Origin of the sequence: Bacillus proteolyticus, from assembly GCF_001884065.1 — a bacterium.
GTDB lineage: Bacteria > Bacillota > Bacilli > Bacillales > Bacillaceae_G > Bacillus_A > Bacillus_A proteolyticus.
Genome location: NZ_MACH01000140.1, coordinates 1 through 15,595 on the forward strand (window position 1 = coordinate 1; position 15,595 = coordinate 15,595).

The 15,595-nt window shown below is 34.6% G+C and carries 18 protein-coding genes, 1 pseudogene and 1 riboswitch; of the genes and pseudogenes, 5 read left to right on the plus strand and 14 right to left on the minus strand.

What is annotated here, in order from left to right; translation table 11 throughout:
• Nucleotides 1-372: 372 nt before the first annotated feature.
• A complete protein-coding gene (locus tag BAQ49_RS24995; protein ID WP_071747464.1) occupies nt 373-1,494 on the minus strand; it encodes an AI-2E family transporter in 1,122 nt (373 codons plus the stop codon).
• 63 nt (nt 1,495-1,557) lie between these two features.
• Nucleotides 1,558-1,806, minus strand: coding sequence for a GlsB/YeaQ/YmgE family stress response membrane protein (locus BAQ49_RS25000; protein ID WP_000539733.1), 249 nt, complete (start codon nt 1,804-1,806; stop codon nt 1,558-1,560).
• Nucleotides 1,807-1,970: 164 nt separating this feature from the next.
• Here BAQ49_RS25000 and BAQ49_RS25005 point away from each other — a divergent pair, with 164 nt between their 5' ends.
• On the plus strand, nt 1,971-2,471 hold the full coding sequence (locus BAQ49_RS25005; protein WP_425266558.1) for a GNAT family N-acetyltransferase: 501 nt from the start codon (nt 1,971-1,973) through the stop codon (nt 2,469-2,471).
• Nucleotides 2,472-2,514: 43 nt separating this feature from the next.
• Nucleotides 2,515-2,657, plus strand: a riboswitch (cyclic di-AMP (ydaO/yuaA leader).
• Between the two features lie 97 nt (nt 2,658-2,754).
• Nucleotides 2,755-2,898: a hypothetical protein gene (locus BAQ49_RS33145; RefSeq protein WP_002137343.1), complete on the plus strand. Its 144-nt coding sequence runs from the start codon at nt 2,755-2,757 to the stop codon at nt 2,896-2,898.
• A gap of 71 nt (nt 2,899-2,969) precedes the next feature.
• Here the strand turns inward: BAQ49_RS33145 and tsaA are convergent, their stop codons facing one another.
• Genes tsaA through BAQ49_RS25025 form a run of 3 tightly spaced genes read right to left on the minus strand, consistent with a single transcriptional unit; the run spans nt 2,970 to nt 4,795 of the window.
• On the minus strand, nt 2,970-3,428 hold the full coding sequence (gene tsaA / locus BAQ49_RS25015) for a tRNA (N6-threonylcarbamoyladenosine(37)-N6)-methyltransferase TrmO (protein WP_071747512.1): 459 nt from the start codon (nt 3,426-3,428) through the stop codon (nt 2,970-2,972).
• A 27-nt stretch (nt 3,429-3,455) separates the two neighbouring features.
• The gene (locus BAQ49_RS25020; protein ID WP_071747466.1) at nt 3,456-4,211 is read right to left on the minus strand and encodes a class I SAM-dependent methyltransferase; all 756 of its coding nucleotides are present in this window, start codon (nt 4,209-4,211) and stop codon (nt 3,456-3,458) included.
• 41 nt (nt 4,212-4,252) lie between these two features.
• Nucleotides 4,253-4,795 carry a CGNR zinc finger domain-containing protein gene (locus BAQ49_RS25025; protein WP_071747467.1) on the minus strand — a complete coding sequence of 181 codons (543 nt, stop codon included), beginning with the start codon at nt 4,793-4,795 and terminating at the stop codon, nt 4,253-4,255.
• 112 nt (nt 4,796-4,907) lie between these two features.
• Between BAQ49_RS25025 and BAQ49_RS25030 the strand changes: the two genes are divergently transcribed.
• Entirely contained in the window at nt 4,908-6,101 is a 1,194-nt protein-coding gene (locus BAQ49_RS25030) for an MDR family MFS transporter (protein ID WP_071747468.1), read from the plus strand.
• 35 nt (nt 6,102-6,136) lie between these two features.
• Here BAQ49_RS25030 and BAQ49_RS25035 read toward each other — a convergent pair whose 3' ends face one another.
• From BAQ49_RS25035 to BAQ49_RS33340, 5 genes and pseudogenes are all read right to left on the minus strand, one after another.
• The gene (locus tag BAQ49_RS25035; protein ID WP_000938435.1) at nt 6,137-6,685 is read right to left on the minus strand and encodes a DUF2179 domain-containing protein; all 549 of its coding nucleotides are present in this window, start codon (nt 6,683-6,685) and stop codon (nt 6,137-6,139) included.
• Between the two features lie 233 nt (nt 6,686-6,918).
• On the minus strand, nt 6,919-7,332 hold the full coding sequence (locus BAQ49_RS25040; protein ID WP_071747469.1) for an ATP synthase subunit I: 414 nt from the start codon (nt 7,330-7,332) through the stop codon (nt 6,919-6,921).
• 53 nt (nt 7,333-7,385) lie between these two features.
• A complete protein-coding gene (locus tag BAQ49_RS25045) occupies nt 7,386-8,708 on the minus strand; it encodes a hemolysin family protein (protein WP_071747470.1) in 1,323 nt (440 codons plus the stop codon).
• Nucleotides 8,709-8,828: 120 nt separating this feature from the next.
• The gene (locus BAQ49_RS25050) at nt 8,829-9,236 is read right to left on the minus strand and encodes a MerR family transcriptional regulator (protein ID WP_071747471.1); all 408 of its coding nucleotides are present in this window, start codon (nt 9,234-9,236) and stop codon (nt 8,829-8,831) included.
• 142 nt (nt 9,237-9,378) lie between these two features.
• Nucleotides 9,379-9,694, minus strand: a pseudogene (locus BAQ49_RS33340) (SH3 domain-containing protein).
• Between the two features lie 214 nt (nt 9,695-9,908).
• On the opposite strand from BAQ49_RS33340, the gene BAQ49_RS25060 reads away from it, so the two are divergent.
• Nucleotides 9,909-10,796, plus strand: coding sequence for a DMT family transporter (locus BAQ49_RS25060; RefSeq protein WP_071747472.1), 888 nt, complete (start codon nt 9,909-9,911; stop codon nt 10,794-10,796).
• A gap of 20 nt (nt 10,797-10,816) precedes the next feature.
• Here the strand turns inward: BAQ49_RS25060 and BAQ49_RS25065 are convergent, their stop codons facing one another.
• Together BAQ49_RS25065 and BAQ49_RS25070 are read right to left on the minus strand one after the other, a co-directional pair.
• A complete protein-coding gene (locus BAQ49_RS25065) occupies nt 10,817-11,353 on the minus strand; it encodes a hypothetical protein (protein WP_071747473.1) in 537 nt (178 codons plus the stop codon).
• A gap of 20 nt (nt 11,354-11,373) precedes the next feature.
• Nucleotides 11,374-12,195, minus strand: coding sequence for a pentapeptide repeat-containing protein (locus tag BAQ49_RS25070; RefSeq protein ID WP_071747474.1), 822 nt, complete (start codon nt 12,193-12,195; stop codon nt 11,374-11,376).
• Between the two features lie 195 nt (nt 12,196-12,390).
• On the opposite strand from BAQ49_RS25070, the gene BAQ49_RS25075 reads away from it, so the two are divergent.
• A complete protein-coding gene (locus tag BAQ49_RS25075) occupies nt 12,391-12,567 on the plus strand; it encodes a DUF1272 domain-containing protein (RefSeq protein WP_071747475.1) in 177 nt (58 codons plus the stop codon).
• A 73-nt stretch (nt 12,568-12,640) separates the two neighbouring features.
• Here BAQ49_RS25075 and BAQ49_RS25080 read toward each other — a convergent pair whose 3' ends face one another.
• Entirely contained in the window at nt 12,641-13,708 is a 1,068-nt protein-coding gene (locus BAQ49_RS25080) for a lactonase family protein (protein WP_084667560.1), read from the minus strand.
• A gap of 121 nt (nt 13,709-13,829) precedes the next feature.
• Nucleotides 13,830-15,371 (minus strand): gluconokinase, encoded by a 1,542-nt coding sequence (gene gntK, locus BAQ49_RS25085; protein WP_071747476.1) that lies wholly within the window; start codon nt 15,369-15,371, stop codon nt 13,830-13,832.
• Nucleotides 15,372-15,595: the final 224 nt, after the last annotated feature.

A 15,595-nucleotide genomic window follows, 5' to 3' on the forward strand; every position in this document is an offset into this window, starting at 1 on the left:
CGGTTTCCCTGGAACAGGTATGGGTGGTTTCCCTGGAATGGGTATGGGCGGTTTCCCTGGAACAGGTATGGGCGGTTTCCCTAGAATGGATATACCAGTTATCTATAACCTTGATTTTTAATAGGGATACCGCTACATTGCTATCAAACTTTGAAAATACATTTTAATATATATAGCAAAAACCTAAACATACTTCTTATTAAATGCAGCAAATGAAATTACATTTTTCGATATAAAAAAACAATTGCTGCCCATTATAAAGTAAAAAAACTTCTCTAGACGCTATTAGAAGCTGATTAATGGGCACGCCAATATGCAAATCAATTATTAATAAAAAAGAGCTAAAACAGTTTTATCTGTTTTAGCTCTTTTTTACGTATTCAACTTAACAAATCTATAACTATGCGTAACTAACACTTTTAATATCGCATATCCTGGAATTGCTAAAATAACCCCCATAATTCCAAATAAATTTCCTGCAGTTAAAATGATAAATATAATAGTAATCGGGTGAATATCTAACTTTTTCCCCATTACTTGTGGTGAAATAAATTTCCCCTCTGCTAATTGTACAACCATCATTACGATAATTACCTTTAAAATCATTGCTGGCGAATCAATAAAAGCGATAATTAACGCTGGCGTTATCGCAATAATAGGGCCTACATATGGAACAACGTTTACAATCATTGCCAAAATAGCAAGTAATACCGCGTATTTAATGCCGATTATAAGATAACCAATGAATAGCATAATCCCGATAAATAAACTAACGATAATTTGCCCTCTAATATACGAACTAATCGCATAATGCATATCATCTAGTATTCTCTTCGCAGCTGGTTGCCTTTGCTCAGATATAAACTTTAAAAAGTGATTCGGTAACTGTTCTCCGTCCTTTAAAAGGTAGAATAATATAAAGGGAACCATTACAAATGTTAAAACAACTTCTGTTACTGTACTTAAAAATCCAGTTACGTTTCCTGTCACTGATGATAATGATTTTGTAAAGTTCATTGTAGAATCCTTCACGATATTAGCAACATCAATATTTAAGCTTTCTTGCATTCTACCAATTACATTACTTTCTCCAAATTTACGTGCTGCCCTTTCGATTTCATGACCGAAATATGGCAAGTTATTTATTAAGGCATTTACTTGATCTTTAATAATTGGAATAACTGTCACCGCAAGAAAAACAAATAACCCAAGAACGAGTATATATATCGAGGCAATTGATACAATTCTCGAAACACCTTTTCTTTCTAAAAGAGAAACGAATGGGTGTAATATATAAAATAGTACTCCCGCTAATAATACTGGGAAGAATATCGTTTTTAAAAAGACGATAAACGGTGTAAAAACAAATGAAATTTTCGTTAGCAGTAATATGTTAATGAACAATAATGCAAATCCAAGTAACACCGCTAAATAATTTTGTTCTCTAAAAAACTTTTTCAACTTATCTCTTTTTCTTATATTTACTTTCTCCAACGAAACCACCTCTTTGAATAATGAAAAGCCCTTATTCAGGGCTTCTCATTATAATCTATATCTTTATTTTCTTGCAGCTTTCACTACAAATGATACAATAAGAATTAAAACGATTGCTCCTAATAATGCTGGCACGACATGAATCCCACCAAATGATGGCCCAAAAGATCCAAATAATCTACCACCTAACGAAGCACCTAATAAACCTGCGATAATATTTCCAAACATACCACCTGGAAAATTTTTACCCGTTATAGAACTAGCAATTGCCCCTATAATAGCACCAACTATTAATGTGATAATCCATCCCATCTTTAGTCCTCCATTTCTATTATAGTTTTTATGATTAAATACAAAAATACGTATTTATCAACGCTAACTATATTTTACTATAGAAATAAATGTAAGAACATTTCATGTATAAAGATACATATATTATATACAAAAAAGAAAAATATTGTCAAACTTATCCATGAATCAATTATATTAATATACCATATTCAAAGGAGGCTTCATTATTTATGATTCATAAATTACTTCCCGATTCTTTTGAAGTAGCAACATCTATTTTACAAGTTCAAATTCCAGCTTACACAGTTGAAGCAGCTTATATAAACAGTACCGCAATACCCCGTTTATATGATACTGTAAACGATATTCAAAGTTGCGATGAAACATTCTATGGATATTTTTCTGCAAATAAACTTGTCGGCTTTATTTCTTTTATACAAGAAGAAAATTTAATTGATATTCACCGACTCGTTGTATCGCCCGATTTTTTTAAAAAAGGAATCGCAACGAAACTGCTACTTTATATTTTTAGCATGTTCCCTTCTTCAATGACGTACATTGTACAAACAGGTAAAGCGAATACCCCTGCTATTACATTATATAAAAAACACGGATTCATTACAGTATCAGATACAATACTTCCTGATGGTATGATTCTTACGCAATTAAAAAGACAGAAAACATAAAATAATTTGACTTGTTCATCTCTTTATGTTATTTTTTACTTTATAAAACCTTTTGCTGAGTCCAAATTTTGGAGCGGGGGAACCATTTTTGTAGCCATGCTACTTGGGGCGAATCTTTTTTAAGTAGGGAAACTCTCACTTCCCGAGTCCGACAGCTAACCTCGTAAGCGTAATGGGAGAGGAAGGTGCTTTTTGCCTATGTTACACAGTATGCCTCCTTAGTTATAAATATGGGAACGATATCAATTAGAAACCTATATTTATAGAAAAGGAGAAATGTATAATGTTACGTTTATCAGATCACGCAATAAAAATGATGGAGCAAAGACTTCGACTAGAACAACACCGCACATATCAAGCAAATAAAGTTATAGATAACTTACATCACAAATACTTCTTTCAGCATATTTTTCAACCGAAGAGATAAATAAACCATGCATACAATATTTAACACAAAAAGATTTGCAATTATGAACTGCAAATCTTTTTGTATTAGCATTAAAAATAATCTTGCATCAATTTATTCATCCAATCTGGAACACTAACATTTTCCCTTGCATCAAAAGCAGCAATATATGGTTTTATATCTAAAATAGCCGTTTGATCATTAGCGTCTAATCCTTGCACAGTCATAACATTATTTGCAATGGACAATATTTCGACAGTAGTAATTCCAATGGGGTTTGGACGATACTTTGTCCGTTGCGCAAAACATCCCTTTTCATCTAAATCACTTAGTCCCCTTGGCTTTCTAGCCCACGACTCGTTATTTTCTTCCTGGAAATCATTCATATAAAAAATAACAATTGCATGAGAGTAATCCTCAAGGCCAGTTAATCCTCCAATATACTCTGGATATATATTAATGTTAGAAATAACACTTCCCCAATTACTGTATACTTTTTCATCTATAGAGTTTTGCACTTCACCAATTTTCACCATATTAATATGACTCATTTTTTCCCCTTCTTTATGCAGCATTATTTACTTCCTTACCTTAATAATGAACGTCGTCGGCACCATCCTAGCTTTATATAAAGAATAATACTTCGTAGAAGGCTCAGCTATTTCTCCATCAAATATGCTAGATGGTTCAGGTTCTTCTATTCTCTCAATTGTAAATCCGGCTCTATTTAACTCATTTATGTATGTACTCATTTTTCTCTTATATAATGTCGCTTGTACATTTTCTCCTTTAAATGTTTCAAAGGTAATAGGGGTTTCCTCATGATAAGAAGACTTTAAAGCAACTTCTTCTGTACCATACTGTAAGTTTGAATATACTGGATGCTCCCAGCTAAAAATAAAACTTCCTCCTGGCTTTAAATATGAATGAATCAGTTCCAACGTTTTTCCTAAGTCTGAAGTCCAACCTAATGCATAGATGGAATATACAATATCAAAATACCCTTTCGGAATATCTCCTTCTTCTTCCATTGCTCCGCACATTAACTTTGGATTCCAACACTTTAACGTTTCATTCGCTGTTTTAATTTGTTCACTTGAAAGATCAAGTCCCCATACTTCCTCTGCCCCATGTTCTGCCATATATTGCAATGAATGCCCACTTCCACATCCAATATCAAGAACCTTCTTATTTCTGATTGAATCGAACAAATGAATCTCATCTTCAGACGCTGTATACGGACCATATTTAGGTAAACAATCCACTTGAAAGAAATATGGTGCAACTGTATCCCAACACTTTTTATTTAAAGCTAACATTTGTGTACCTTTCATATTCTACATTCCCCCATCCAATTTTCTTCCCCTAATATAAATTACACATTATAACCCGTTCTTCCTTTTCTCTTCGCCCGGTAATTTTTCACTTTCGCGATCGTACCGCACGCTCTTCCTCCTTCCTCTCCAGCGTACATACCGCACCATCTTTTACTTCCATTACGAGAATGGTCGTAAAAGACCCAACGGCAATCTGGACATGCTTTTAACCTTCTCCACAAATCTTCTTGAATCGCCATTAAAACAATGCTTAATACTTTTGTATACATACTCTCTTCGTGCAATGGTTCATATGTAATACCTTTCATATCTTCCTTTACATGTACTTGAAATGGATATTTCTCTAACCACTTTTGCAACGATCCTTCCCCTTCAATTGTTAGTCGAATGTCTTCTCGAAAACTTTTCAATTCATCTATCGTATGAAAAAGAAACTCTTCATGAAATTGTTTTTTCATAAATTGCTTTATATCACCTTCTGTTTGCAACAAATCAATTGGCTCTCTCGTATCATTTGGTATTTTCCATGTATTTAAAAATTCCCGAATATATTCTAATTCATTTGGTGCATTTTGATTCAATTCCATCCACCTTCTTCTTAAAATTTACTTTTTTCTGACTTTATGTATAATTATAATATAAAATTGTTAACCAGTAATTAATTTTAATGGTTACATACCTAGGAGGAGTTCTATGAAAAATTTCTCAATACCGATACGTTTCATGCTTATTTCTTCATTTTTTATGTCTTTTGGATATTTTGCGGTATATGCATTTCTAGCTATTTATCTATTAAGTTCCCTTCACTTTTCAGCTATGCAAGTAGGAACAGTTTTGACGGTTATTATAATCACATCACGCGTTATCCCTTTATTCTCAGGATTAATCGCTGACAAAATAGGCTATATCATTATGATGATAGCCGGATTATTTTTAAGAGGAATCGGATTTATAGCCTTAGGAATATGCTCTGATTTCTATACAATTTCTATTTCTTCCGCACTTATCGGTTTTGGAACTGCATTTTACGAACCTGCAGCTCGTGCTATATTCGGTTCACAACCAGCTCATATGAGGAAAAATTTATTTACATACTTAAACCTTAGTTTTAATTGCGGTGCGATAATCGGACCAATTGCAGGAGGTTTCTTACTCTCTCTAAATCCGATATACGCTTTCGCACTAACAGGATCTCTTATGCTAATATTCGCTCTTATCTTTTACTTACTTAAAAACCATTTCCAAGTTTCTACTGAAAACACGTCTATTACACTAGGAATACAAGCTATCTTACAAAATAAATCTTTCCTTTTGTTTTCATTTATTATGATTTTCTTCTACATTATGTTTACTCAACTTACTGTCGCACTTCCACTTCATATGAAAAACATTAGTCATAGTAACCAGCTCGCTGCATCAGTTATTACAATAAATGCAATAACAGGCGTCATATTCATGGTGTTATTCCGAAAACTCTTTCATAAGTACAACACACTTTCTATCATTAAATACGGTGTTTTATTAATGGGGATTTCCTTTTTACTCATCCCTTTATTCCAACATCCATATTGGTTATTTATTTGTGTAATTTTCTTTACAATTGGTGAAACGCTCGTATTACCTAACGCTGATATCGCTATTGCAAATTACAGTAACGAATCCTATACAGCTACTTATTTCGGATTTTATCAACTATCACTCGCATTTGGTTTTATCATTGGTAATTATACTGGTACATGGTTTACATCAAATATGAAGGGCCTGCATACACCATGGTTTGCCTTCGGTATATTCGGGATTATTGGTTTTGTTTCGCTTCATATTTTAAAAAAGAAAGAAACAAACACTCTAAAAGTTACAATGCGGCATAATACTATAGAAAAATAGAAAGGGGAGAAGCTTCTCAGCTTCTCCCCTTTTCTTTACGATACATGATGATCTTTCTTCTTCATTAATGCTCTCTTCTTCATCGCTTTCGTTAAGTATCCACCTTTAAACGAACGGATTTCATAAGAAGACATAAATGCTTTCGGTGCGATTTCATTAATAATTTCTAACAGTTCTTTTTCTCTAGAACGCTTTGCAACGATATCTAACCGATAACGTATAGAATTAATACCTTCACCTTCGAATACTGTAACACCAAATCCAGAGTGACGTAATTCATCTACTAATTCATTACAACGGTCTAGTAAACTAACTTGATACGTAATATAACCAATTGCCAATTTATTCTCTATATAACCGCCTAATAATAGTCCCGCACTAAAGCCAATGACATAGGCAACAATGTTCATCCAATTTGATAAATCTTGAAACACAATACCTAAACTGACAATGTAAATTGCTCCCTCTAACAATCCAACAGCAGCAGCGGATCTTGTTTGATTCTTTACAAGCAAAATCGTACGGATCGTTAAAATGGGAACGTAAATAATTTGAAGCACAAAAATAAGTAGCGCTTGTAACATTGGTATCCACCTCTTTCACAAATTCTTTTGTCATGATAACATACTTAAGCTTTAGAAATCGATGGGTTTTTAAATTTTCTCGAAATTTTTTCTACACTATTGAAAAACCTAAAAAAGGAGCGTATTATATTTGGTCGCTAATTCGATTATCATTATTAAATTGCTCATAGTATATTAACTATTGCGCAATTTATTCTCAAACACAAAAAAGGAACCCAGTTAGGTTCCTCTCATTATAACTCTATGTTTTTCGAAGCTTGTTCTCTTTGCTTCTCTTCCTCCTTTACTAACTGCATATTTGCATAGGCTAAATTCGCAATCATTAAAAAGTGACCACCTAATATTCCAGTACCAAATGCCCACATTTCCATTTCATGCTCAATTTCATACATAATGATAGCCCCTAATATTGCAGCTGCAAATCGGTTTAAAACCCCTAATCCAGGAGCCTTTTCTTTCAGTACGATACTTCTTCCTAGTTTCTCCACTCTACGAGCTAATAACCAAAGACAGTATGCACTTACAGCTAATCCAATACCGAACCCTGTCACTTGTTTTCCAAACGGAGTAATCGTCCACATAAGTAGTAAACCACTAAAGATCGCATACAATTGTAATCGATATACACGTAAGGCTACTTGAATCAAAATATCCGCTCCTAATTTCACATTTTATTATACGCTAGAAGAAAAGCAGCAACTTACACAGTTGCTGCTTTCTCTTGTTCTTGTTCCATTCTTTGAATTTCAACACGTTTAATTTGATAAGCATCTTTTTCTAACACTTTAAATTCATAACCTTCTGCTTCAACGTATTGTCCTTCTTCAATTTCATGATTTTGCATCATAATCCATCCACCGATTGTATCCACATCATCTTCTTCAATGTGTAATCCAAACAAATCTTTTACTTCTGAGATAAGCACTTTTCCATCAACAATTTTATGGTATTCGTTCACATGTTGAATTGGTGGTGCTTCATCTTCATCATATTCATCACGAATTTCGCCGACGATTTCCTCCAATATATCTTCAAGCGTTACAATTCCAGCTGTTCCTCCGTACTCATCATATAAAACAGCCATTGGAATTCGCTTCTTCTGCATTTGCAGTAATAAATCATGAATTGGAGTAGTTTCCATAACTTCAATAATCGGACGCATATACGTGCGAATCGATGATAAATCTTCTTTATCGTTGTTCATATATCGAATAAAGAAATCTTTTACATTGACCATACCGATAATATCATCTTTATCTTCTCCAAAAATCGGATAACGTGTGTATCGTTCATTTTGGATTACTTTCATGTGTTCTTCTACTGAATCTTCAAGATAGAAACCAACGATTTCCGTACGCGGTACCATGATTTCTTTCGCAATGCGATTATCAAATTCAAAGATATTATTTACATACTTGTATTCAGCTTGATTAATTTCTCCACTTTCGTAGCTCTCTGAAAGAATAAGACGTAACTCTTCTTCTGTATGAGCTACTTCATGTTCAGAAGCTGGCTTCAAACCGAATAAACCAGTTACAACACGAGCAGAACCATTCAATACCCAAATAAATGGATACATAGCTTTATAGAATATCATTAACGGACCTGCTAATAACAATGTCACTTTTTCAGCTTTTTGAATTGCCATCGTTTTTGGAGCTAATTCCCCGACTACAACGTGCAAATACGTCATCGTCATAAATGCAAGACCAAATGTTAATACTGATGAGATAGACGGATTTAAATTCCATTTCTCAAATAACGGGTGTAATAATTTTTCTATCGTCGGTTCACCTAACCAACCAAGTCCCATCGCTGTAACTGTAATACCTAATTGACAAGCAGATAAATATTCGTCTAAATTTGTTGTTACTTTTTTCGCTGCTAATGCGCCGCGTTTCCCTTCCGCAACAAGCTGATCAATGCGACTTGAACGTATTTTTACAATCGCAAACTCTGCTGCTACGAAAAATCCAGTAAATGCGATTAAAATCGCAACCATGACTAAATTAAATATTTCCAATGAATCCCCTTAGTTAAAAAAACTAAGGTGTCCACCTCCTGTATACTATAATGTTTTCTTATTTGTTCGTTAGAAAACATAGCCCGATACAAAAATTAAAGAGGTCGGATTTCACTTATTCTATAATAATAGAGCAAGTGTCTGTATTAAAGCTGTCGTTTGACCTGATAAAGATTTCGATATTTTTTCACGTTGTGAATCAGTCAATTCATCTAAAAGAGGCTTTAACTCCGTTAACTCTGCTTCTAATCTATGAATATGGTCTGTCACTTCATTCACATGTTTCGAAACGTGTTCATTGATACCGAGCAGCTTTTTCTTCTCCTCGATTTTCTCTTTAATCTCACAAAGCGGCATATGCATTTCTTTGCACTTCTCAATAAATTGTAATGTCTCAAATGCTGTTTCGTCGTAATAGCGATAATTAGATTGAGATCGCTCCGCTTTTAAGATACCTAGATTCGTATAATAATCAATCGTTCGTTTCGACACGTGAGCCATGAGAGCCAACTGTCCGATTCGATACACCTTCCCAACGATCTTCCCCCCTTGTTTATATTACTATAATCATACAATACATAAACTGTACAGTCAAACGTGACGGTTTGTTATTCACAATTTATACACAATTTCACGTCTCATCTTATACTATTCAAAAATATGTGTCCTATTATTGCTGCAAATTTTCTTTCGGTACCCATCCCGCTTCGCCATTTACCGTTTCAAACCAAATCCATCCATTCAGTTCTGCTTACCCAATTAGTATTTCTCCACTACTCAATTGTAATTCTTTTGCAGTATATCGCTTTATAATAACTCCACTTTCATCTGCACACTTGCTTATTATTTGCTCTGGTTCTCCTCCGAACAACACACCCAGTTATCCATTTTTTTGGTCCCTTATGCTTTTCACTAACAGAAACAAGATCTCCCTTCTCTATACGAATTGGGTCCGGATAATCACTGGCATACAACTTAATAGCAATATTTTACATAACACTCTGTAATAATCGGAAAATTAAGTTATAATGTCATTATAAAAAAAGAAAGGAGACTACGCTCATGTACTACAACACTTCATTCGAAAACGATCAACCTGTAGTCCGTCTATAATCTAAGACGGGCATTCATATAACAAGTGCACTATGCCTCGTCTTAGGGAATAAATCATAACCCTAAAAATAGACGGAGGTAATTCAAATGAAACAAACAATTTTAGGAGCTATATGTTTATCTCTAGCAGCAAGTATATGGGGCGGTATGTACGTTGTTAGTAAATACGTACTCGACTTTATCCCGCCACTTACACTCGTTTGGCTACGTTTTATTATCGCTTTTGTTGTTTTATATGTGATTTTGAAAATAACTGAAAAAAAGAAAAAGAAAAAAATAACCATCCACAAAAAAGATTGGCTATTATTTGCTTGGATTGGATTCATCGGGTATTTCATTTCAATCACATGTCAATTTATCGGAACGAAATTATCCGATGCTCATACAGGTTCCTTAGTGACATCAGCTACACCTGCATTTATGGTTATATTTGCAACGCTCATTTTAAAAGAGAAACTAACTACTCGTAGACTTTTATCAACTATAATAGCGACAATCGGTGTCATTATAGTAATCGGATGGGATATTGAAATTGGATCCTATTTTATCGGTACAATTATTTTAGTTGGAGCCGCTATCACATGGGCTTTACTATCCATTTATGTGAAGATTGCTTCAGCACAATTTTCATCTTTAGTTATTACAACGTATGCAATATTCTTTTCACTCTTTTTCATTACACCTTTTATGATATGGGAATTCCAATCAAACCCAATTGAACATATGAACATGTATGTAGTATTAGGCGTACTTTATTTAGGAATCGTCTCAACGGCAGGTGCATTTTTCCTTTGGAATAAAGGATTAGAATTAATGGATGCTAGCATCGGTTCCTTATTTTTCTTCTTCCAACCGATCGTTGGTTCGCTACTCGGCTGGATTTTATTAAATGAGACGTTAAGCAGTAACTTTTTCATTGGTGGTATCCTTATTATATGTAGTGTTCTAATTACTACTTTTGAAAAGAGAACGTAGTATAAAAAACAGGCAGAGACTTATTCTCTGCCTGTTCGCATAATTGGATCTTGGTCGTGAAAACCAATACAAATCGGTATATTACTTTGCACTTCACTACATACACTTATAAAACTACACAGCGTTTTAGCAATTAAATACAAAGTTATACCAACAGCTTTTTCACTTGTATCAAAGCCATTTTCAGCATACAGATCCGCTAATTCTACAGACCTTGGTCCCTCAATATCATACGTCCATTCAGAAGCCCAATCATCATCCTCTTCTTCAAGTGGAGCATATTCCTCACAAATATAAAACTGACTATCCCATTCATTATCAAGATCATACTCAAAGTAAATTGCCTTTGCTTCTTCACTTTCAGCAACTTCTAATGTTTCTCTCAAACCTATCCTCATACTCTTTTCATATGAATCTAAAGGAATCGATTTAATTCGCTCGGCATGCGCACTTGATGCTAACATGCAACAAATATCATAATACTTCGCTTCTATTTGTTCTACTGCTAACGAAAAAACATCCTCTTGCATCTCTCCTAAATATCGAAATATATCCAAACTAACTCACTCCATACTCTTTACGCACTCCAATGCGATGGACGGGACAATAATTTCGGTAATTTCGTATGTTTGTCCCCTCTCGCCGCATTAACTTGAACTTGCGTCAGAAAAATACTATTTGTAAAATCGGCCCCGCGAATATCTGCATCTCGCAAATCTGCTCCGATGAGATCTGCTCCTCTTAAATCTGCCCCATTTAAGTTAGCCGCAATTAAATACGCCCCTCTTAAATTCGCCCCTTGCAAATTTTTCTTTTTCAGATTTGCTCCCATAAGGTCTGCTCCGCGGTGAATGATTCGTTTCTTACGCGCAGCATTCATTTCCTTCCATACTAATTCACTCGTTTCTAAAAGGAGAATGTTCACTTCCGCTCTGTGTAATGGAACATTTATTTTCATTAACTCATCTGAACTTAAATTTGATAGACGCTCAGTCTCTTCAATCGCTTTACTTAATTCTTTATGAATCGATTGTGTCGCCTTTAAAAGAATAGCCTCATTTAAATACCAAAGCATTTCATGAAGTTGATGCATAACCGGAAAAGCATCGTACATTTTTCTCGCATGCTTAGCATCTTTCCGCCAATCAACCCCGTTAAATGTAACTTGAGAAATCTTTTGCCCAGCACCGAAACATTCAAATACTGTACAGCCTTTATAGCCATTTCCTCTAAGATTTTTATGTATACTACATTTATAATCTGATTGTAAATTGGAACATGGTTTACCACCATCTTTATTCACTGCAAAATCTACCGATGCTGCGAACGGTAATGCAACGCAACATAGACCGAAGCATTTTTCGCAGTTTGCTTTTAAATGATCGTTATGATTAGTCAAAATCTATACCCCCTGTTGTCTTTTGACTATTTCATAATATTCCAACTGTAATAAATAATCAATTTTAAAATAAACCAACATCTTTCGTTTCAATTCATAACTTTATCATTCAATTTCCTTTCAATTGAAAAAGACAGTTTCTACCTAATGAATTATAATTAAATTATAAATTTTCAAATTAAAAGGAGAATTACTATGGCACTAGCAATGAAAACAAACTGTCAAATTTGCGATCAATCACTGGGGCAAGATTCTGAAGCATACATTTGCGTGTATGAATGTACATTTTGTGCACCATGTACAGAAGAAAGACAAAACGTTTGTCCAAACTGCGGCGGCGAGTTAGTACGTAGACCGAAAAAGAAACAGTAAAAAGCAAAGCGATATCGCTTTGCTTTTTCTATACTCTATTTTTTTGGATAGATGAAATTATGTCGAACATGAGCTACACATTTAAAAACTTAACACAAACAGGCTCTGGCACAACAACATCAGATTGTAAGAGTGTTAACTTTCCTGTAGATTCATTTCTTGAAAATAGCACAAGATTATGTGACTTTTCATTTGTAGCAACAAGAAATTTTTCAGTCGGATCTAATACAAAGTCCCTCGGCCAATTTCCTTCTGTAGATGTATGTTCAACAAATGTAAGCTGACCTGAGTTTTGATCCACACTGAAAACAGCGATACTATTATGACCACGATTACCTGCATATACAAAATTGCCGTCAGAAGAAATATGAATAGCACTACCTTGACTATTTCCATCAACTTCTTTGGGAACGGTAGAAATATACTGTAATTCTGTAAAGGATCCTTCTTCCGAATGATACGTTAACACAATGACCTCTGAACTCAGCTCCGTCATCACATAGGCGTACTTTCCATTTGGATGAAAAGTAATATGTCTTGGACCACTTCCTGGTTTCACAGACAAGCTATTTACTTCTATTAATGTACTATCTTTTATTTCATACGTAATTAACTTATCAATTCCTAAATCAACACCGACCACATATTTTTCATCAGGAGTATATCCTGCGTAATGTGCATGTGGTTTTTCTTGTCTTTCTTTATTTGGACCTGAACCTTCATGCGCCATAATAGATGAGGCAGGATTTACAGTTCCATTTTCTTCAGTTACTTCAAAAGACTCAATCGTTCCTTTATGGTAATTCGCTGTAACTACTGTATGGTTTCCACTATCAACACTAATATGACAAGGAGAAGCACCTTCTACTACTTGTCTATTGTTCACTTTTAGTTCTCCAGTATGACTATCAATAGAATAAGCAGCTACACCGCCAGATTCGCCTTCCTTAACAACGGAATAGAGATATTCATTATTTCGGTTAATCGTTACATATGTAGGGTTATCCAGCTTGGCCGCAAGTGTTACATTACTAATTTTCTTTGCTTCCGTATCTAAAGTAAACTTGTATATTCCTTCGCTATTTTCTTTCGTGTAAGTTCCAACATATCCAATAAACTCTTTGTTATCCTTCATTTTCATAACCCTCTCTCCCTATATTTTTCATTCATCATACTTCTTAAAATATTTTATATTGAATGAGTACCCTAAAAAAATTGGAGTACCTCTTTATACGTTACCATATTTTCCTGTTAAATAGGCTTTAAACCCACTTTTTTTGGTACGCTGCTATACTTTCATATTCTTCTTCCAATTGACGGGACAGACGAATATAGATTGGTGTTAAATCTTTATATTTTTCCACACTTTCCATGTTGGGTTCATGGTGGAAACTCGCACCTACCATTTCAGAAACTACATGCAACGTATCTACTTCACCTATACTATATAAACCGAGGATTGCAGCCCCTAAGCAAGAGCTTTCGAAACTTTCAGGAACATATACGTCTTGATGAAAAATATCCGCCATCATCTGTCTCCAAAGTTCCGACCTTGCAAAACCGCCTGTCGCTTGAATTTTTTTCGGTTCGCCAATTAGTTCTTTTAAAGCGAGAAGAACTGTATATAAATTATAAATTACCCCTTCTAAAACAGCACGGATAAGATGTTCTTTCTTATGATGCAATCCAAGTCCAAAGAAAGATCCTCGCGCATTTGCATTCCATAAAGGAGCTCTTTCCCCCGCTAAATAAGGATGAAATAATAAACCGTCAGATCCCGGATTAACTTTTGCTGCTATTTCAGTAAGCACTTCATATGGATCTTTTCTTAAACGCTTCGCAAGCTCAATCTCTGAAGTGCCTAATTGATCACGAGCCCACCTGAAAATCATACCACCGTTATTAACTGGTCCACCGATTACCCAATGGTCTTCAGTTAAGGCATAACAAAAAATTCTACCTTTTGGATCTGTTACAGGACCATTTGTTACAGCACGTATCGCACCGCTTGTACCAATTGTAACAGCCACAACGCCAGGATCTATTGCATTTACACCTAAATTGGATAGTACTCCGTCACTCGCTCCTACTATAAAAGGAGTAGAAACAAGTAAATTCATCTCATTTGCAAGTTCTTCATCTAATCCTATTAAACTGTGCGTCGTTGGAACAAGTTTAGAAAGCTTTTCATTTGAAATTCCTGCAACACGAAGAGCTTCCTCATCCCAATTTAAAGATTTCAAATTGAACATTCCTGTTGCTGATGCTATAGAATAATCAATTACATATTCTTTATATAACTTGTAAAAAACATATTCTTTAATAGAAATGAATTTATAACTTTTTGCGAACAATTCCGCCTGCTCATTCTGTAGCCAAACTAATTTCGAAAGTGGTGACATAGGATGAATTGGCGTTCCCGTACGAAGATAAATTTCATGACCATTCATATCATTCTTTATTTTCTCTGCCCAGCTTGCGCTTCTATTATCCGCCCAAGTAATACATTTCGTTAATGGATTCCCCTCTTCGTCTACAGCAATGACACTATGCATTGCCGAGCTAAAAGAAACACAAAGAATATCAATTGGCTGTACTTTACTTGATTGCACAGTTTCTTTAATCGTATGTATCACTGCTTGAAAAATCTCTTCTGGATCTTGTTCTGCTATTTCTGGCGCGGGAGAATATAAAGGGTATTCAATCCCATGGCTTGCGATAACAGATCCATCAATTGAAAATAAAACTGATTTTGTACTAGTTGTCCCAATATCTACACCAATCATATATTTCGAACCCACCATGTAACCCCTTTCAAAATATTCCTATAACAAAAGAACACTCTCCAAAATCTTTCTCGATTAAATATATACTTGAGAACACCATGTTTTATAAGAAAAAAGACTCTCCCTTATGAGAATTATATGCTAACTAACTTTACTCTCATAAGGGGGTCCTTTTCATATCTATTGTGCTATTTTGAAAATGAATCGTTTCTTTATTATATTGCCGTTTTCACGTAATAAGA